This window comes from Actinomadura sp. 9N215, assembly GCF_044326345.1.
Taxonomy (GTDB): Bacteria; Actinomycetota; Actinomycetes; order Streptosporangiales; family Streptosporangiaceae; genus Spirillospora.
In genome coordinates, this window is record NZ_JBIRBA010000036.1 from 20,049 (window position 1) to 38,334 (window position 18,286).

The window sequence follows — 18,286 nt, forward strand, 5'->3', positions numbered from 1 at the left end:
ATGGACCTTCAGGGACTGACGGTCGAGAACAGCGATCACCCTGGCCGCAGCAGCCTCTCCGTGCACTGCGGTAGCCGGGCCAGTGTCACGATCTGCGACAGCTGACGCCCAGCGCTAGAGACGGCGGCCATGGCCCGGGTCCCCGGGCCATGGCCGCCCCTGGTTTTGAGGGCCGTCCCGGTTCGCGGGGGCGGCCCGGTTGGAGTGGTCATGGCATCCAGAGCCGTCACCAGGCCTCCGGCCTCGCACCGGCGGCCGCGCCTCGCGGAGGCGGACCGGCTGCTGCTGCGCACCGCCAGGACCGGCGGCTGGTGGAACGCGCTGCTCGGCGCGGCGGCGCTGACCGACGCGCTGGCGGCCACGTTCCTGCCGATCGCGATGGCCGGGGCGGTCGACACCGCGCTCGGCGGGGGCAGCAGCGGGGGCGGCGCGTCCGCGGCGGTGATGCTGTGCGGGGCGCTGATCGTCGCGTCCGCGGCGGCGGAGGTGCTCAGCGAGCTGGCGACCGGCTGCGGCCAGGCCCGCGCGACGGCCTGGCTGCGGCGGCTGCTCGTGGGGCGCGTGCTGGCCGCGGGGCCTGCGCTGCGCATCCGTCCGGGGGACGTGACCAGCCGCGTCGTGACGGGCGCGGCCGAGGCGGGGGTGGCGCCGGTGGCGGCGACGCAGGCGGTCGTCGCGGCGGTGCCGCCGGCCGGGGCGCTGGCCGTGCTCGCCGCCGTCGACTGGCGGATCGCGCTGACCATCGCCGTCGCGCTGCCGCTGGTCGGGCTGCTGCTGCGCGTGTTCGTCCGCGACATCACCCGGACGGTGCACCGCTACCTCGCGCTGCAGGGCACGATCGCCGCCCGGCTTGCCGAGGCGCTCGGCGGCGCCAGGACCATCGCCGCGGCGAAGACCACTGACCGGGAGCTCGCCCGCGTCCTCGCGCCGCTTCCCGACCTGCGGGCCGAGGGCGACGAGACGTGGGACGCCCAGGGCAGGATCGCGGCGCGCGGGCTGCTCACCCTGCTGTTGCTCCAGGTGGCGGTGGTGGGCGTGGCGGGCGCGGAGCTCATGGCGGGACGGATCAGTCCCGGCGAGCTGGTCGCGGCCGTCCAGTACACGGGGCTCGCCGCGGGGTTCGGCCCTGTGCTGTCGAACCTGGTCCGGCTGGGCCGGGCCCGCGCCGGGACGCGCCGCGCCGCCGAAGTCCTCGCCGAGCCCGTCCCCGCGCATGGCAGTGAGGTCCTCGCCGAGCCCGTTCCCGCGCATGGCGCGGCCGAGCCGCGGCCGGGCGGCGGGCTGCTGGAGTTCCGCGGGGTCGCGAAGGGCGGCGTGCTGCACGATCTGGACCTCGTGATCCCGGGCGGCACGGCGGTCGCGGTCGTCGGCCGCTCGGGCGCCGGCAAGTCGCTGCTGGCCGCGCTGGCCGGACGGCTCACCGACCCGGACCGGGGCGAGGTGCGGCTGGACGGCGTCCCGCTCCCCCGGCTCGGCCGGACGGCGCTGCGGCGGGCGGTCGGCTACGCCTTCGACCGCCCGTTCCTGTTCGGCGACACGGTCCTGGACGCGATCGGGTTCGGGCCGGACCGGCCGCCGGAGTCGCGGCTGCGGGCCGCCGCCGAGGCCGCCTGCGCGGACGGCTTCATCCGCCGCCTGCCCCTGGAGTACGGCACGCCGCTCGCGGACGTGCCGATGTCGGGCGGGGAACGGCAGCGGCTCGGGCTGGCCAGGGCGTTCGCGCACGCCGGGCGCCTGCTGATCCTGGACGACGCCACGTCCAGCCTGGACACCGCGACAGAGCTGCGCATCACCGAGGCGCTGCTCGGCCCGCTGAGCGACCGGACCCGGCTGATCATCGCCCACCGGGCGGGCACGGCCGCCCGCGCCGACCTCGTGGTCTGGCTGGACGGCGGACGCGTCCGCGCGCAGGGCCCGCACCGCGTCCTGTGGCGCGACCCCGCCTACCGCGCCGTCTTCGGAGCGAGCGGCGTGAGCGGGGGGAACGGCGTGAACGGGATGGGCGGTGTGAACGGGGTGGGCGAGATGGACGGGGTCAACGGGGTGAGAGGCGGATGACGGCGGCGATGACGTCGCGGCGGGGTACCGTCCGGCTGCTGGTGCGGCTGCTGGTCGCGTCGATGCGGGCACGGCCGCGGCCGACGGCGCGGCTCGCGTTCTGGTCGCTGGCCGAGGCGGTCCCGACGGTCGTGTTCGGGCAGGCCGTCGCCCGCGCGGTGGACGCCTTCCGCACCGGCCGCCCGGTGGACGCGGCCTGCTGGCTCGCCGCGCTGGCCGCCGCCGCCGTGGCCGGGGCCGTCGGGGCGCGGCGGCTCTACCGGCCCCTCGCGCAGATCGTCGAGCCGTTCCGCGACGAGCTGGTGCGGGCGGTGGCGGGCGCGGCGCTGCGGCGGTCGGTCCGCGGCGGGCCCGACTCGGGCGCGGTCGCGCGGCTCACGCACCAGGTGGAGATCGTCCGCGACACCTTCGGCGGGATCCTCATCGTGCTGCGGGGATTCCTGTTCGCGACGGCGGGGGCGCTGGCCGGGATGCTGACGCTGATGCCCGAGGTCGTGCTGCTGGTCGTCCCGCCGCTGGCGCTGGGGCTCGGGCTGTTCGGCGCGGTGTTCGGCGCGGCGGCCGTCCGGCAGCGCCGGCTGATCGTCGGCGAGGAGCGCGTCGCGGAGCGGACCACCGCCCTCGCCGAGGGACTCCGCGACGTCGTGGCCTGCGGCGCCGAGGACGGCCTGCGAACCGGCCTGGACGAGGAGGTGGACGCGCAGGCCGCGGCCGGACGCGCGGTCGCGCGCATGGCGGCGGTCCGGGCGCTGGCCCTCGCGATCGGCGGGTGGGGTCCGGCGCTGCTGATCCTGGGCGCCGCACCGTGGCTCGTGCACCGGGGCGCCACGGCGGGCACGCTGATCGGCGCGCTGACCTACGTCCTGCACGGGCTGCACCCCGCGCTGGAGAGCATGGTGCGCGGCATGGGCGGCAGCGGGCTGCGGCTGGCCGTCACGCTGGGCCGCATCCTGGAGACGAGCGCGCCGGAGCGCGAACAGGATGGCGCGTTGGACGATGCGCGGCCGCCTGCGGTCCCGTCCGCGGTCTCGTCCGGCGGCTCTTCCGGCGGCTCTTCCGGCGGTTCCGTTCCGCGACCGGCGGTGGAGATGCGGGCGGTCACGTTCGCCTACGGTCCGGCCGCCGAGCCGGTCATCCAGGACCTGGACCTGACGCTCCCGCCCGGCGATCACCTGGCGGTGGTCGGCCCGAGCGGCATCGGGAAGTCGACCCTCGCCGCGCTCATCGCCGGGCTGCTGCGCCCCGGCACCGGACGGATCCGGGTGGACGGCCGTCCCGCGGGCGATCCGCGGACCCGGGTGCTCATCCCGCAGGAGGCGTACGTCTTCGACGGCACCCTGCGCGACAACCTCACCTACCTCGCGCCCGACGCCACGCCCGCCGCGATCGCGCGGGCCGTCATCGCGGTCGGCCTGGAGGAGCTGACGCTGCGGGCGGGCGGCCTCGGCGCCGGGCTCGACCCGTCCGCCCTGTCGGCCGGGGAGCGCCAGCTGATCGCGCTGGGCCGCGCCTACCTGGCGCCCGCGCCGCTGGTCGTCCTCGACGAGGCCGGCTGCCATCTGGACCCGGCCGCCGAGGACGCGGCGGAGGAGGCGTTCGCCCGCCGGCCCGGCACGCTCATCGTCATCGCGCACCGGATGAGCTCCGCGCTGCGCGCCCGCCGGATCCTGGTGCTGGACGGCTCACGCGCCGACCTGGGCGGGCACGAGGAGCTCCTCGCCCGCAGCCCGCTCTACCGCGACCTGCTCGGACACTGGACGGCGGGCTCACAGCCAGCGACGCCCGGCGCAGCGATAGGGGAGGCGGGCTCAGAGCCAGCCCTCCTCCTGGGCGATCCGGATGGCCTGGACCCGGTTGCTCGCCCCGACCTTGCGGTTGATGCGGGACAGGTGGTTGCGGACCGTCCCGATCTCCAGCCGGAGGGCGGCGGCTATCTGCGCCGCGGTGGCCCCGCGGGCGGCTAGGTCGAGGACCTCCAGCTCGCGCTCGGTCAGCGGGCTGCGGCCGGTGGACAGCTCGGTGAAGACCAGGTCGGTGTCGACGACCCGCTCCCCGTCGGCCACGCGCTGGATCGTCCGGACGAGGTCGTCCAGCGTGGTGTCCTTGAGCATCAGGCCCGCCGCCCGCGCCTCGACCGCCCGCCGCACGTCGCCCGGCCGGTGCCGGTTGACCATCAGGACGGCGACGCATTCGGGAAGCTCATCGTGCATGGCCCGCGTCACGGTGAACCCGTCCTGGCCCGGCAGATCGATGTCGATCAAAGCGACGTCGGGGGTGCACTCCCGGCAGACCTGCAGCACCTTCCGACCGGAATCGACGGTGCCGACGACCTTCAGGCCCGGCACCCCGTCGAGGAGGGCGGTGAGCCCGCCGCGGACGAGACCTACACTCTCGGCGATGAAAATGCGAATCATGGCACGGCTCCACCCGGAAAGGGTGAACCATTGTCCGGTCTCGCGTCAATTCGACCTCGATGTACGGGGTTGAATCGTCGAGGCGGCGACGTATCTTCCACAGCACCCGGCCGTGACCGTCCTGATCAGCAACGCGACCGGGCACGCGGGAGCCCCTTTCTAGGCGAACCGAAGCGCGTCCTTGAAAAGCCCGTTTCGTAGAACGGCGTGGCCGGATCCGGAAAACCTTTCCCGGTGGGAGCCGAACCGCCCTTGACGCGGCCCTAGAAGTCGCGGTTAATTCGCGGAAGGCGGCGGTTGAAACGTTCTGAGAGCACGGCGCAGGCGAACCGCAATGCCAAGGTAAATGGCGAGTAAAACGGATGCCTCCTCCCGTTCCCGCACATTGGACGCGCCATACAACAACCGCCAGGTCATACGACCCCGAACTATTAGCCATTTCCGGCGGCGGGCAGATTCAACCCCCGCCGAAGTGACCGGGATATTCCGATCAATTTGGTTGGCTTTCCTGTTCCGGCACCGGCGGGCAATGCCACGGGCCCGGCGGCGGTCGCGGGAGGAGCGGAGGCCCGCGGCGAGGCCCGCCGACAGGGCCCGCCGACAGGGGGCCTGCCGACAGGGGAGGCCCGCCGACAGGAGGGGGTCAGCCTGCGGCCGGGGGGCGCTCGCTGTCGGGCGGGCGCCGTTCGGCGGGGAAGACCGCGGCCAGACGGCTCGGCACCCTGCTGCGATGCTGGTCCGACAGGTCGACGACCGCCGCCCGGTCGCCGCGGCGCAGCGCGTCGACGATCGAGGCGTGCTCGTGCACGATCCGCTCCCGCGCGTCGGCCTCGTAGAGGTACACCGACCGGTACGCCTCGGTCAGCGACCAGATGCGGCGCAGCTCGTCCACGATCAGGTCGAGACCGGACGTCCGGAAGATGAAGAAGTGAAAGTCGTTGTTGAGCCGCTGAATGGTCAGCACGTCGGCGGCCTCGCCGGCCTGCTTGATTCTGTCGTTGATCTTCTCAAGCTCTTCGAGCTGCGCCTCGGTCAGCTCGGGCAGCGCATTGATGACCTCGCGTTCCAGGACGCGCCGCATCAGGTACGCCTGCTCCAGATCCTGGACGGTCAGCCGTTTCACCGAGTAGCCGACGTTGCGCTGGTACACCAGCACACCCTCGCTTTGCAGGATGCCCAGCGCCTCCCGGATCGGCGCCCGGCTGACGTTCAGCCGCGACGCCATGTCCTCCTGCCGGATCTGCTGACCCGGCAGGAGTTCCATCACGGTGATCATTTCCCGGATGCGCGACACCGCCCACCTGACGGATCCCGCATCCGACGCCGACTTCGACTTCGCCATTTCCTGGGAGCTCTCCGCGTTACCGGAACGCCGAGATTCCGGTCACGGAGCGCGCGATGCTGAGCGTGTGCATTTCCTCCGTGCCCTCATAGGTCATGACCGTCTCCAGGTTGTTCATATGCCGCATCACCGTGTGGTCGAGGGTTATGCCGGCGCCGCCGAGGAGGCTCCGCGCGGTCCTGGCGACCGCCGCCGCGGCGCGGACGTTCGCCAGCTTACCGAAGCTGATCTGTTCCGGTTCGATCACGCCGGCGTCCTTGAGCCGCCCCAGATGGACGGCGTTCAACGCCGCTCCGTTCACCGCTACGACCATTTCCGCCAGTTTCGCCTGCACGAGTTGGAACGACGCCAGTTGCCGTCCGAACTGCGTCCGGACGAGGCAGTGCCGCAGCGCTTCGAGATAGCACGCCCGGGCCGCTCCGACGGCGCCCCACAGGATGCCGAAGCGCGCCTCGTTCAGGCAGGTCAGCGGGCCGGACAGGCCGCGGGCGCCGGGCAGCACGGCGTCGGCGGGGAGCCGCACCCCGTCGAGCGACAGCTCCGCCGTGACCGACGCGCGCAGCGACAGCTTCCGCTCGATCTTGGCGGCGGCGAAGCCGGGGGTGTCCGTGGGGACCAGGAAGCCGCGGATGCGGCCGTCGTCCGGCCCGTCGGGGTCGGCGGCCTTGGCCCACACGACCGCGACGTCCGCGAACGTGCCGTTGGTGATCCACATCTTGGACCCGTTGAGCACCCACGCGTCACCGTCGCGGACGGCGGTGGTCCGCATCGAGCCCGGGTCGCTGCCGGCCTCCACCTCGGTCAGCCCGAAGCAGCCGATCAGCTCACCTGACGCCATTCCGGGAAGCCATTTCGTCCGCTGTTCCTCGCTGCCCCAGTGGTGGATGGCGGACATCGCCAGCGACCCGTGCGCCGACACGAAGCTGCGCAGCCCGGAGTCGACGGCCTCCAGCTCGCGGCAGGCGACGCCGTAGGCGGTCGCGCTCAGCCCCGCGCAGCCGTAGCCGGTCAGGTACATGCCGAACAGGCCGAGCTTCCCCAGCCCCTTCGCCACCTCGATCGGCAGCCCGCCGGTCTCGTACCACTCGCTCACGTTCGGGGCGAGTTCCGCCTCCGCGTACGAGCGGACGGTGTCGCGGACGGCGCGCGCGTCCGCGTCCAGCTGGTCGTCGACGGCGAGGAAGTCGCCTGGATCGATCGCCATCTGAGTCGTGTCTCCCTTCGTCTCCCGGCCTAGGCGCGGGGGTGTCGTTCGTATTCCTGGAAACGTCCCGCGACGGCGCGTTCGCACCACTTCCGATACTCGGTGAATCCGCCCGCGTAGGCCACCGCCTGCCGTTTGGCGCCGGGGGCGATCCGCGACATCCACCAGCTGTCGGTCTTCGGGATCAGCGTCTGCTCGTACACCCAGTCCACGTGGCGCGACCAGGCGTCCTCGGCGTCGGCCCTCGGCTCGATCGGCGTCCCGTCGACTTCCGCGTGCTCGATGAGGTTTCCGATGAATTCCGACTGGTAATCGGCCAGCAGCGGCGGCGAGAAATGCGCGCACGGGCTCTGGTGGCCGTTGATGAAGAACAAATTCGGGAATCGCGCCGTCATCATGCCCAGGTGGGTGCGGACGCCCTCGGCCCAGTGATCCCGCAGGGTCAGGCCGCCGCGGCCCCTGACGTCCATGCGCAGGACGGCGCCCGCCCCGCCGTTGAACCCGGTGGCGCAGACGAGCACGTCGAGCGGATGCCGGGCGCCGCTCTCCAGCACCACGCCGTCGGCGTCGCAGCCCGCGATCGGGTCCGACCTCACGTCCACGAGGACGACGTTGTCGCGGTTGTACGCCTCGTAGTAGCCGGACTCCCCCGGCGGGCGCCGGGTGAACGGACGGTAGGACGGGATGAGCAGGTCGGCGACGTCGGGGTCCTTCACCACCTCGCGTATCTTGCGCTCCAGGAAGGCGCGCACCGCGGCGTTCGCGTCCTCGTTGCGGGCGAGGTCGCGGAAGATCCGTCCCCAGTGGGTGCCGCCGGCCTGCCACAGCTCCTCGAAGGCCGCCTCGCGGGCCTCGGCGGAGAGTTCGAGCGCGCCGCGCGACTCCGGCAGCATGACGCGCTTGCCCACCAGCACCATGCCCGGCCCCCTGGTGGTGTGCTCCAGTCGGCGGATCTCCGCGTAGTTCTCCTTGACGAACCGCTCGTACTCGTCGGGCATCGGCTCGTTCTGCAGCGGCACCGCCCAGCTGGCGCTGCGCTGGAACACGGTCAGCCGCTCCGCGACCGGGGCGACCGACTGGACGACCTGGACGCCGCTCGCGGCGGTGCCGATGACGCCGACCCGTCCGCCGAGGTCGACGCCGTCGTGCGGCCACGCGCCGGTGTGGATCAGCCGGCCGCGGAACCCGCCGAGGCCGGGGATGTCCGGCAGCTTCGGCGCGGACAGGAACCCGGTCGCCATGACGCAGTACCGGCTGCGGAGCCGCACAGGCTCGCCGCCGTCCTCGCCGCCGTCCTCGCCGCCGTCCTCGCCGCCGTCCTCGCCGCCGTTCTCGCCCTCGTTCTCGACGGTGAGCGTCCACAGCCCGGTGTCGTCGTCGAAGATCGCGCTGCGGACGCGGCGGCCGAGCTCGATGTCGCGGCGGAGGTCCAGTTTCTCGGCCACCCACCGCAGGTAGCGGAGGACGTCATGCTGCGCGGCGTACCGCTCCGGCCAGTGCCATTCCTGCTGCAATTCGTCGGAGAACGCGTAGGAGTACTCGACGCTCTCGATGTCCACCCGCGCGCCCGGATACCGGTTCCAGTACCAGGTGCCGCCGACGTCGTCGCCGGCCTCCAGCACCCTGGCCCGGAGGCCGCGCCCGCGCAGGCGGTGCAGCGCGTCCAGCCCGCTGAAGCCGGCGCCGACGATCAGCACGTCGTACTCGGGATCGGTCATCTCCGCACCTCCGCCGCTCATTTGATCGCCAACGGGTTGAGCGGCGACCCGACCGCGCCGGTGATCGTCAACGGCTGGGCCGCCAGCAGGAACGAGTACGTGCCGTCCGCCGCGCAGTCGTCGGCGAGCGCTTCGAGGTCCCAGATCTCGCCGATGTAGACGCCCGCGTTCACGAGCAGGATCGCATGCAAGGGCGCGATCAGGTCGGACGTCTCGTACGGCATGGCCTCCAGGCCCCAGGTGTCCGTGGCGACGCCGCTCACCCGGCGCCCGCACAGGAAATCCGCCGCGCCGACGCCGAGCCCGGGGGCCGGGCCGCCCGCGTAGCGGCCCCAGCCGCCCGCCTCCCGCACCCGGGCCAGCTCACCGGTCCTGACCAGGACGAAGTCGCCCTCGCCGACGTCCACGCCCTGGTCGGCCGCACACTGGGCGAGGTCCTCCGCCTGGACGCTCGCGTCCGCCGGAAGGTACGCGTGCCCGCTCCACCGCGCGACGTCGAGCAGCACGCCCCGGCCGACCGCGCGGTCCTTCAGGTTCGTGATGCTGTTGAACTTCGCGCCGTGAGCGGCGGTCACGCTCGACGTGTCGCGGCCGTTGTAGGTGCGGCCGTCGTAGAAGGCGTGGCACAGGCCGTCCCACTGCGTTCCGGCCTGCAACGGCATGTACACGGCGTCGTCGCTGAACCGTTGCAGTTCGCTGTCGCCCGGCCACGGGTCGGTCGGCAGGACGAGCATCAGGTGCTGCGGATTCGCCCGCAACGACCCCGCCCCCTGCGGGCCCGCCCTGTCCAGCGGGACGGCGAGCGAGAACACCGCGCCCTTCCGCACCTCCCCGGCGGCGGCGAGCACCTTCTCCGGGGTGATGCGGTTCGGCGCGCCCAGTTCGTCGTCCGGGCCCCACTCGCCCCAGGTGCGGTACTTCGCGGCGAGTTCCTCCACCGAAGCGCGCGTGTGCTCGCGCTTGCGCAGGTCGCCGCGCCTGGTGCTCATGGTCATGGACGGGCCTCCCGGCGAACGACGACGACGGCAACGGCAACGGCAACGGCAACGGCAACGGCGACACGGCTCCGGTTCACGAGTTCACCGGCTTCGCCCACTGCAGGAACTCCTGCAGGACGCGGTTGAAGTTCTCCGGCGCGATCTGCGGCACCGCGTTCTCCAGCACGTGGTAGTCGGGCCAGGACGGCGGCGTCTGGACGCCCGGCCGCAGCGGCGTGTTCAGCCCCTTGGACGCGATCAGCTTCTGCGCCTCGGGCGTGAGCATCCAGGACGCCCACAGCTTCGCGGCGTCCAGGTGCGGGGCGCCCTTGATCACGGCGGCCGACCCGTACAGCAGCGACGACAGCCCGGGCACGGCCTTGAAGGCGACCGGGGCGCCGGCCTGCTGCTTCAGCAGATGGCGCATGTGCGACGCCCAGGGCATCATCGTCGTCTCGCCCGTGACCAGCCGGTCGTAGTAGGGCCGGGTGGAGTCGACCAGCTTGCCGTTGCGCTTCAGCCCGCGCAGCTGGTCGAGCGTCAGCTTGTTCGCCTTGTAGATCGGCATCAGCGACTGCGCGCTGATCACGCCGAGGCCGGGGTCGTCCAGGACGAAGCCCTTCAGCTTGCCCGAGACGAGGTCCGCCATGCTCGCCGGGACGTCCGCCTCGGACATCTTGTTCTTGTTGTACATGAAGCCGTAGACGTCGCCGTAGGGGACGTAGAACCGCTGCTTGGAGTCGCGGTACCGGTTCGGCAGGTCGTCGACGGTCGCGGGTTCGAACGGCTCCAGCAGGCCCTTGTCCGCGGACACGCTCACCGACTCCAGGCCGAGCATCAGCGCGTCGCCGATCTGCCGTCCGCTGGACACCTCCGACTGCACCGCGCTGACCGTCGCGCCCGGCGGCTGCACCTTCGGGACGATCTTGATCGACGGGTACCGCTTCGTGAAGTCCTGCCAGATCGGCCGGAACAGCTCGGCGTACGCGCCGTAGACGACCACCTGGTTCTGGCCGGCCTTCGCGGCGCTCTTGCAGAGGTCCGCCAAGGCGCGCGCGTTCTCGGCGTCGCCCGCCCACGCCGTGTCGCCGGAGGCGCTGTCGGTGCACTGCTTCGACGCCTCCGCCTTCCCCACGCCGCCGCCGCACGCCGCCGCCGTGAGCGCGAGCGCGGCCACCGCCGCCGCACCGGCGGCCCTCCGGCGGCGCGGCGCACCGGCGGCCCTCCGGCGGCCGCCCGATGGGACGACACCGGCGACCCCGCGGCGGCCGTCCGGGCCCTCCGCCGATCTCCAGCCGAAAACAGTCATGGCACTCACCTCGACCTTGTCACCGGGTTTCTTCGGGCAGCGCCGGCCGTCACCGTGAGCACCGCGTAGCGGAGCACGAGGTAGGCGATCCCGAGGGCACAGATCAGCGCGGTCAGCAGCACGAGCAGCGCACACGCCTGCGTCGGCACGGCCGAGCTGTAGAAAAGGCTGTAGGACAGCGTGGCGACGTTCGCGTGCGTCGCCGGGAGGAGCATCAGCGGGACGTCCAGCACCCCGGCCATGATCACGCTGCACACCAGCCAGCCGGCGAGGAAGCTGCGCAGCATCAGCGGCAGCACGATCCCCACGAACGCCCGGGGCGCGGACGCCCCCGACGCGCGGGCCGACTCCTCCAGGTCGGCGCTGATCTGCACCAGCGCCCCGGACGCCGCCCGGCTCGCCACCGGCACCAGCAGGATCACCAGGCCGATCACGCAGAGCCAGGTCGTCCCGTACAGCTGCCGCAGGCCGGGCACGGACAGGTAGCCCCAGGTCAGCGCCGCCGCCAGCACGACGCCCGGCAGGACGAGCGACGCCAGGCTCAGCAGGTCGACGTAGCGGCCGAACCGCCGGCTCGTCTTGTTGCCCGCGTAGACGAGCAGCGTCGCGAACACCATCGTGACCAGGCCCGCGGCGACCGACAGCGACAGGGTGAGCTGGAAGGCGCCGACCGTCTGCGGGTCGTCGAACACCGCCGTGTAGTTCGCCAGGGTGAAACGGCTGTACATGCCCAGCACGCTCTGGAAGGACGTGAGCACCACCTGCGATGCCGGCAGCAGCACCCCGACCAGGAGCAGCACGGCGATGGACGCGGTCGCGAGGTATCCGGCGCGCCCCAGCGACCACCGCTTGGACGCGTAGTCCTTCCCGGTCACGGTCGCGAAGCTCCGCCTGCTCGTGTACCGCCATTGCAGCGCGATCAGGACCACCATCGCCAGCATCATGATCATCGAGATGCCGCTGGCGGCGGCGTACTGGGCCGGGGTGGACGCCGCGATGTAGAAGAAGATCCGCGTCGACAGCGTGTCCACGCCGGCGTTCTCGCCGATGATCTGCGGGACGTCGAACGTGCCCATGCAGTAGATGCCGACGAGGATGCCCACGCCGAACAGCGTCGGCGCGAGGGTGGGCAGGTCGATCGAGAACAGCGTCCGGCGGCGGCTCGCGCCGGAGGTGAACGCGGCCTCCTCGTAGCTGCTGTTCAGCGTCGAGATCGGGCCGAGCAGCAGGAAGTAGCAGAACGACGCGAGCTTCAGGCCCTGGACGAGGATCAGCCCCGGCCACGAGTAGATGTTCAGCGGCGAGGCGCCGAACAGGGCCTCGAACGGCTTGTTCAGCAGGCCGACCTCCGGGTTGCCGAGCAGGCTCCAGCTGATCGCGTACAGCAGGGTCGGCAGCGCGAGCATGAGCAGCATGATCGGCGTGATCAGGCTCCGGCCCGGCGCCGTCGTGCGCGCCGAGACGAACGCGAAGTATCCGCCGGTGAAAAGGGCCACCGCCGTGGAGCCCACGGCGAACAGGACGGAGTTCAGCAGCGCGTCATAGGTGCGCCCGTCGCCGAACACCTCCGGGAAGGCGGACAGCGTCCAGGACCCGCTCTGCCCGGGCGGTGCGCTGCGGAACGCGCCGACGAGCAGCATGAGCAGGGGCCAGCCGAGCAGCAGCGTCGCGAACCCGATCAGGGCCAGCGCCGGGACGCGGCGCCCCCTGAACCGGACGCCCGCTCGCAGCTCGGTCGCGACCGTCACGAGACACGTCCCCCGCCGGCCACCGGCTCGTCCGCCGTGGCGTCCGCCGCCGGGCCGGTCGCGGCCTCGTTTGCAGGACGCCGTCCAGCCTCGTCTGCGGCCGGGTCGTCCGCGGCCGGGATCAGCGCGATCTGGCCCGGCTCGATGCGGACCACCGCGTCCGTGCCCTGCGACGCGGCCGGACTGCTCTGCTCGGCCGTGATCTGCTTGGCGACCAGGTGCGAGCCGAATGCGGCGACCTCGTGCTCGAAGGCGGTGCCCAGGAAGGTCGAGCGCAGCACCTTCGCGTCCAGCAGGTTCGGCCTGTCCTGGCTGTCGGCGGGGGCGTCGTCGAAGGCGATCGCCGTGCTCCGGATCGCGATCCAGACGCGGTCGCCCGCCGAACACCGCGTGGTGCGGGTGGAGGTCAGGCTCGTGTCCCAGCCGTCCGGCCTGACCCGGGCGCTCGCGTCGCCGACGCTCTCTATCCGGCCCGGCAGGATGTTCTCGTAGCCGAGGAACTCCGCCACCCAGCGCGAGGACGGCTCGTCGAACACGTCCCGCGGCGACCCGATCTGCACGGCGCGCCCGTCGTGCATGACCGCGATCCGGTCGGACATGCTGACCGCTTCCTCCTGGTCATGCGTGACGTAGACCATGGTCGACCTGGTCTGCTCGTGGATGCGCTTAAGCTCGACGCGCATCTGCGTCCTGAGCGCGGCGTCGAGGTTCGACAGGGGCTCGTCCAGCAGCAGGACGCTCGGCTCGCGGACGAGCGCCCGCGCCAGCGCCACGCGCTGCTGCTGCCCGCCCGACAGCGCCGACACGGATCGGGACTCGTAACCCGCCAGCCCGACCAGTTCCAGGGCCTCCATCGCCTTGGCCCTGGCGGCCGGCTTGCGCTGCCGCTTCAGGCGCAGCGGGTAGCTCACGTTCTGGATCACCGACATGTGCGGCCAGAGCGCATAGCTCTGGAAGACCATGCCGATGTCGCGCTTGTGCGGCGGCAGCTCGTAGCCCCGCGACCGGTCTACGACGGTGCCGGCGCCGAGGCGGATCGTGCCCTCGTCCGGCGACTCCAGGCCGGCGACGCAGCGCAGCGTGGTCGTCTTGCCGCAGCCGCTGGGGCCGAGCAGCGCCACGAACTCGCCGTCGCCGATGTCGAGGCTGACCCGGTCGACGGCGGTGACGTCGCCGTACCGCTTGGTCAGGCCGCCGATGCTGACAATGCTCACAACGCACCACCAATGCTCACAACGCACCACCGATGCTCACGACGCGCCACCGATCGCCTGGTCGGGCAGCCCGAGGCGGTCGCGCAGCCAGCGGACGACGCGCTCGTTCTCCGCGCGCGCCCCCTCGACCCGCTCCGGGATCTTGAGGAACTCGTGGTCGGCGTTCGGCACGACCGACAGCGTCACCGGCACGTCCGCGGCGGCGAGCCGCTCGGTCATGGCGAGCGAGTGGCCGAGCAGGGCGTCCTCGTCGCCGCAGGACAGGTACGTGGCCGGCAGGACGTGCAGCGACGGGCTGTGCACCGGGCTGACCAGGGGGTCGCGGAGCCGTCCGGTGAAGTTCGGCCCGAGGTAGGCGGCGAGCGTGATCTCCGGCTCGCCCGCGTAGTACTTCGGGTCCGCGACCCAGCGGTGGGCGTCCAGGAGCCCGAACAGCAGGAGCAGCGCGCTCAGCGAGACCGGCATGCCCGCAAGGTCGCCGCCGCGCAGGACCGTGGCGGTCTCGCCGGGATCACGCGGGACGGTGGCGGTCTCGCCGGAATCGTGCAGGACGAGCGCCGTCCCGGCGGCGAGGTTCGCGCCCGCCGAGCTTCCCGCGACGGCCATCCGCGCCGGGTCGCCGTCGTAGGCCGCCGCGTTCTTCGCGGTCCAGCGCGTCGCGTACACGCAGTCCTCCAGGCCGCGCGGGTACGGGTGCTCGGGCGCGAGCGCGTAGCCGACGCTCACCACGAGCACGCCCTCAGCGGCGATGGACGCGCAGTACCGCCGGTCCATCGCGGGCGAGCCGGTGTACCAGCCGCCGCCGTGGACGTACATCAGCACGGGGTGCGGCCCGGGCAGGCGGGGCTGGTAGATCTCCGCCGTGAGGGCGCCGTCGAGGCCGCCCAGCTCGACGTCCTCGTGCAGCCGGACCCGCGCCGCCTCGGCGTCGGTGAGCGGGGCCGGGACGGGCTTGCGGCGCCTGCCGACCAGTTCCTCGACCGACCGCGGCGGCGTGATGTCCGGCACCGGCTCCCCGCGGAACAGCGACTGCCAGTGGGCCTTACTGGAGTGGGGCATGTCCCTCCTCTGCTCGGGCGGCGTCCTGTCCCGGCGCCGCGGCGTCCTGTCCCGGTACCGCTGCGGCGTCCTGGCTCGGCGTCGCGGCGTCGACCAGTGCGCCGCGGCCTACCAGGTCGGCGATCGCCGCGTCGGCGTAGCCGAGCTCGCGCGCCACCTCGACGGAGTGCTCGCCGAGCCGCGGCGGGTGCCGCAGCGTCGCCGTCGCGCGATCGCCCATGTCGACGGGCGGCCTGGCCATCCGGAGCCGTCCCGCGGACGGGTGCTCCACCGACTCGAAGAACCCCGTAGCGACCAGATGCTCGTCGTCGAACAGGTCCTGAATGGCGTTGACCTTGCTGGAGGCGATATCGGCGCGTTCGAATATCTCCTGCCATTCGGCGGTGCTGCGCCTGGTCAGGTGGTCGTCCATCAACGAGTACAGCTCGTCGATGTGCACGGTGCGGGTTCCGATGGTGCGGTAGCGCGGATCGTCCGCCAGCGCGGGCTCGCCGATCGCGGTGAAGAACGACCGCCATTGTTCGTCGGTGTAGACCATGACGGCGAGAAAGCCGTCCTTGGTGCGGAACGGCTTGCGGTACGGCGACTCCGTGCGCGGGTAGCCGGTCGGGCCGCTCGGCGGGTCGAAGATCCAGCCGCCCTGCTGCTCCAGCAGCATGAACGACGCCATCGACTCGAACATCGGCACCTCGATCGCGCGGCCGCGACCGGTGACGGCCCGGCCGTGCAGCGCCGCCAGCACCGCGGCGGCGCCGAATATCCCCATCGTCTTGTCGGCCGCGGCGGACCCCCAGTAGGCGGGCCTTCCACCGTTCACGCCCTGCACGGACGCCATTCCCGAAGCGCCCTGGATGACGTCGTCGTAGGCGGGCCGATTCTCGTACGGGCCGCCCGAGCCGAATCCGCAGAACGCGCAATAGACGAGCCGCTCGTTCAACGCCAGGATTCGCTCCGGCGTCAGGCCGAGATTGGCGGCGGCGCGCGGGCGGAGATTGTGCACCAGCACGTCGGCCGATTCGACGAGGCGGGCGAAGACGTCCGTCGCGGCTCGGTCCTTGAGGTCGAGCGCCACGCTGCGCTTGCCGCGGTTGGCGTTCAGGAAGATCGGTCCCATTCCGGGGACCTTGGCGTCGCCGACATAGCGGAGGACGTCGCCCGCCGGCGCCTCGACCTTGATCACGTCGGCGCCCCACTGCGCCAGGATCATCGCGCAGTAGGGCCCCATGAACGTGGTGCTGAGATCCACGACCCGGACGCCGGCCAGCGGGCTCGGCTCGTTCCGCGTCAGGGCCACGGTTCCTCCAGGCGGCGATTGGTTCCCAATATTGGAGCCAATATCGCATGCAGAACCGGGGCACACAAGGCCCCGCCGCGACAACGTGCCTGCTTACGAGGGGTTTCGGCGGACGGTCAGCCCTGTGTCAGGGGTCACAACCGCCGTGGGGCGCGCGGCCGGGACGGCCGGAGGGCGCGGAACCCTGTCAGGAGATCCAGCCGTCGGCGCGCGCCTGGTCGAGCACCTGGTCGGCCTCGCGGCTGTCGAGCATCTCCAGGCCGCGGACGGCCCAGAACCGCAGCGACTCGTCCGTGCCCTCCAGCTGGTCGCGGAACACGCCGAGCGCCTTCGCGGACCGGGCCTCGGCGACGAGTTCGAGCAGCCAGGCGCGCAGGCCGCCGTCGCCGGCCTCGGCCTCGGCGGCGAACTCCGCGATCAGGTCGTCGACGTACGCGTCGGCGTGCTCGCGCAGGAAGTCGAACGCGTCCTCCCGGGCCTGCGGCTCACCGGCCCGCATACGTTGCATAGCGTGATCGAACCGGCGCCGCGACATGCCCCCGACCTTACTGACGCCCACCGACAGACCACCCACCCATAGACGAGGAGTCCCATGGCACACGAATCGGCCTACGATGTCGCCGCCGTCCGGGACCAGTTCCCTGCGCTGAAGGCCGGGTCGGCCCATTTCGACGGGCCCGGCGGCACGCAGACGCCGCTGCCCGTCGTCGACGCCATCGCCGACGCGCTGTCCAGGCCCCTGTCGAACCGGGGGCGGGTCACGCCCGGGGAGCGCAACGCCGAGGCGATCGTCGCGGGCGCCCGGCTCGCCCTGGCGGACCTCCTCGGCGCGCGGCCGTCCGGGATCGTCTTCGGGCGCAGCGCCACGCAGCTGACCTACGACTTCTCGCGCACCCTCGCCAAGACGTGGTCCCCGGGCGACGAGGTCGTCGTCACCCGCCTGGACCACGACTCCAACATCCGCCCGTGGGTCCAGGCGGCGGAGAGCGCGGGCGCCGTGGTGCGGTGGGCCGACTTCGATCCGGCGACCGGCGAGCTGGGCCTGGACGCCGTCCGTGCCGTGCTGTCCGAGCGGACGCGGCTGGTGGCGGTCACCGCGGCGTCCAACCTGATCGGCACCCGTCCGCCCGTCAGGGAGATCTCCCAGGCGGTGCACGACGCGGGAGCGCTCCTCTACGTGGACGGCGTGCACTACACCGCGCACGTCTGCGTCGACGTCGAGAGCCTGGGCGCGGACTTCTTCACCTGCTCTCCGTACAAGTTCCTCGGCCCGCACCTGGGCGTCCTGGCGGGACGTCCCGAGCTCCTGGAGACCCTGCGGCCGGACAAACTGCTGCCGTCGACGGACGTGGTCCCCGAGCGGTTCGAGTTCGGCACCCTCCCCTACGAGCTCCTGGCCGGCGCCCGCGCCGCGGTCGACTTCCTCGCCGGGCTGAGCCCCCGAGGCACGCTCAGCCCGCGCACCGAGGGGACGCACGCCGAGGGGACGCGTCGCGAACGGCTCGTCGCCGCGTTCGCCGCCCTCGGGCGCCACGAGGACGCCCTCCGGCTCAAGATCGAGGAGGGGCTGGCCGCCTTCGGACAGGTCACCGTGCACGCGCGGGCGGCCGACCGCACCCCGACCCTCCTGCTGACCATCGACGGCCGCGACACGGCCGACGCCCACCGCTACCTGGCGGAACGGGGCGTCGCCGCGCCGTCCGGGTCGTTCTACGCGCTGGAGGCGTCCCGCAGGCTGGGCCTGGGAGACGCCGGAGGCCTGCGCGTGGGCCTGGCCCCGTACAGCGACGCCGGCGACGTGGACCGCCTCCTCCGCCACCTGGCCGAATTCCTGGCGCGGCCCTCCTGACCCTCCGCCGCCGTCCGGACGGCTTTGCAGGTTTCCCACAACTGGAGCCGCTCAGCATGCGATGTCTCCGACATGGCGCCGCGGAGCCGCACGCGGAAAG

The 18,286-nt window shown here is 72.5% G+C and carries 14 protein-coding genes and 1 pseudogene; 4 read left to right on the top strand and 11 right to left on the bottom strand.

Annotation, left to right across the window (positions count from 1 at the left end; all coding sequences use genetic code 11):
- The 3 genes from ACH34T_RS39100 to ACH34T_RS39110 all read left to right on the top strand — a co-directional run bounded on the left by ACH34T_RS39100 (position 1) and on the right by ACH34T_RS39110 (position 4,022).
- Positions 1 to 105: a SapB/AmfS family lanthipeptide gene (locus ACH34T_RS39100; protein ID WP_370671569.1), complete on the top strand. Its 105-nt coding sequence runs from the start codon at positions 1 to 3 to the stop codon at positions 103 to 105.
- Positions 106 to 210: 105 nt separating this feature from the next.
- Entirely contained in the window at positions 211 to 2,058 is a 1,848-nt protein-coding gene (locus tag ACH34T_RS39105) for an ATP-binding cassette domain-containing protein (protein ID WP_396026044.1), read from the top strand.
- The gene (locus ACH34T_RS39110) at positions 2,055 to 4,022 is read left to right on the top strand and encodes an ATP-binding cassette domain-containing protein (RefSeq protein ID WP_396026045.1); all 1,968 of its coding nucleotides are present in this window, start codon (positions 2,055 to 2,057) and stop codon (positions 4,020 to 4,022) included. The genes ACH34T_RS39105 and ACH34T_RS39110 overlap by 4 nt, the downstream gene beginning before the upstream one ends.
- Here ACH34T_RS39110 and ACH34T_RS39115 read toward each other — a convergent pair.
- The 11 genes and pseudogenes from ACH34T_RS39115 to ACH34T_RS39165 form a co-directional block, all read right to left on the bottom strand.
- Positions 3,948 to 4,472: pseudogene (locus ACH34T_RS39115) on the bottom strand (response regulator); the annotation flags it as partial. The gene ACH34T_RS39110 and the pseudogene ACH34T_RS39115 sit on opposite strands and share 75 nt — an antisense overlap.
- A 643-nt stretch (positions 4,473 to 5,115) precedes the next feature.
- Positions 5,116 to 5,814, bottom strand: a complete 699-nt coding sequence (locus ACH34T_RS39120) for a GntR family transcriptional regulator (RefSeq protein WP_396026046.1) — start codon at positions 5,812 to 5,814, stop codon at positions 5,116 to 5,118.
- A gap of 19 nt (positions 5,815 to 5,833) precedes the next feature.
- The gene (locus ACH34T_RS39125; protein ID WP_396026047.1) at positions 5,834 to 7,018 is read right to left on the bottom strand and encodes an acyl-CoA dehydrogenase family protein; all 1,185 of its coding nucleotides are present in this window, start codon (positions 7,016 to 7,018) and stop codon (positions 5,834 to 5,836) included.
- Between the two features lie 29 nt (positions 7,019 to 7,047).
- Positions 7,048 to 8,736 carry a flavin-containing monooxygenase gene (locus tag ACH34T_RS39130; protein WP_396026048.1) on the bottom strand — a complete coding sequence of 563 codons (1,689 nt, stop codon included), beginning with the start codon at positions 8,734 to 8,736 and terminating at the stop codon, positions 7,048 to 7,050.
- A gap of 17 nt (positions 8,737 to 8,753) precedes the next feature.
- Positions 8,754 to 9,731, bottom strand: a complete 978-nt coding sequence (locus ACH34T_RS39135) for a cyclase family protein (RefSeq protein ID WP_396026049.1) — start codon at positions 9,729 to 9,731, stop codon at positions 8,754 to 8,756.
- A 76-nt stretch (positions 9,732 to 9,807) separates the two neighbouring features.
- Entirely contained in the window at positions 9,808 to 11,022 is a 1,215-nt protein-coding gene (locus ACH34T_RS39140) for an ABC transporter substrate-binding protein (RefSeq protein WP_396026050.1), read from the bottom strand.
- Between the two features lie 5 nt (positions 11,023 to 11,027).
- Positions 11,028 to 12,770 carry an ABC transporter permease gene (locus ACH34T_RS39145; protein ID WP_396026051.1) on the bottom strand — a complete coding sequence of 581 codons (1,743 nt, stop codon included), beginning with the start codon at positions 12,768 to 12,770 and terminating at the stop codon, positions 11,028 to 11,030.
- The gene (locus ACH34T_RS39150) at positions 12,767 to 13,984 is read right to left on the bottom strand and encodes an ABC transporter ATP-binding protein (RefSeq protein WP_396026052.1); all 1,218 of its coding nucleotides are present in this window, start codon (positions 13,982 to 13,984) and stop codon (positions 12,767 to 12,769) included. Before ACH34T_RS39150 ends, ACH34T_RS39145 begins: the two co-directional genes overlap by 4 nt.
- A gap of 36 nt (positions 13,985 to 14,020) precedes the next feature.
- Positions 14,021 to 15,043: an alpha/beta hydrolase gene (locus tag ACH34T_RS39155; RefSeq protein WP_396026053.1), complete on the bottom strand. Its 1,023-nt coding sequence runs from the start codon at positions 15,041 to 15,043 to the stop codon at positions 14,021 to 14,023.
- Positions 15,027 to 16,337, bottom strand: a complete 1,311-nt coding sequence (locus ACH34T_RS39160; protein ID WP_396026054.1) for a CaiB/BaiF CoA transferase family protein — start codon at positions 16,335 to 16,337, stop codon at positions 15,027 to 15,029. Before ACH34T_RS39160 ends, ACH34T_RS39155 begins: the two co-directional genes overlap by 17 nt.
- 187 nt (positions 16,338 to 16,524) lie before the next feature.
- Positions 16,525 to 16,845 carry a hypothetical protein gene (locus ACH34T_RS39165; RefSeq protein ID WP_396026055.1) on the bottom strand — a complete coding sequence of 107 codons (321 nt, stop codon included), beginning with the start codon at positions 16,843 to 16,845 and terminating at the stop codon, positions 16,525 to 16,527.
- A gap of 84 nt (positions 16,846 to 16,929) precedes the next feature.
- Here ACH34T_RS39165 and ACH34T_RS39170 point away from each other — a divergent pair, with 84 nt between their 5' ends.
- Positions 16,930 to 18,186, top strand: coding sequence for a cysteine desulfurase-like protein (locus ACH34T_RS39170; protein ID WP_396026056.1), 1,257 nt, complete (start codon positions 16,930 to 16,932; stop codon positions 18,184 to 18,186).
- The last annotated feature ends 100 nt before the right edge of the window (positions 18,187 to 18,286 follow it).

Excerpts from the sequence above, each read along its gene's own strand:
- ACH34T_RS39100 (WP_370671569.1), top strand. The coding sequence starts at position 1 with ATGGACCTTCAGGGACTGACGGTCGAGAACAGCGATCACCCTGGCCGC.
- ACH34T_RS39105 (WP_396026044.1), top strand. The coding sequence starts at position 211 with ATGGCATCCAGAGCCGTCACCAGGCCTCCGGCCTCGCACCGGCGGCCG.
- ACH34T_RS39110 (WP_396026045.1), top strand. The coding sequence starts at position 2,055 with ATGACGGCGGCGATGACGTCGCGGCGGGGTACCGTCCGGCTGCTGGTG.
- ACH34T_RS39120 (WP_396026046.1), bottom strand. The coding sequence starts at position 5,814 with ATGGCGAAGTCGAAGTCGGCGTCGGATGCGGGATCCGTCAGGTGGGCG.
- ACH34T_RS39125 (WP_396026047.1), bottom strand. The coding sequence starts at position 7,018 with ATGGCGATCGATCCAGGCGACTTCCTCGCCGTCGACGACCAGCTGGAC.
- ACH34T_RS39130 (WP_396026048.1), bottom strand. The coding sequence starts at position 8,736 with ATGACCGATCCCGAGTACGACGTGCTGATCGTCGGCGCCGGCTTCAGC.
- ACH34T_RS39135 (WP_396026049.1), bottom strand. The coding sequence starts at position 9,731 with ATGACCATGAGCACCAGGCGCGGCGACCTGCGCAAGCGCGAGCACACG.
- ACH34T_RS39140 (WP_396026050.1), bottom strand. The coding sequence starts at position 11,022 with ATGACTGTTTTCGGCTGGAGATCGGCGGAGGGCCCGGACGGCCGCCGC.
- ACH34T_RS39155 (WP_396026053.1), bottom strand. The coding sequence starts at position 15,043 with ATGCCCCACTCCAGTAAGGCCCACTGGCAGTCGCTGTTCCGCGGGGAG.
- ACH34T_RS39165 (WP_396026055.1), bottom strand. The coding sequence starts at position 16,845 with ATGCAACGTATGCGGGCCGGTGAGCCGCAGGCCCGGGAGGACGCGTTC.
- ACH34T_RS39170 (WP_396026056.1), top strand. The coding sequence starts at position 16,930 with ATGGCACACGAATCGGCCTACGATGTCGCCGCCGTCCGGGACCAGTTC.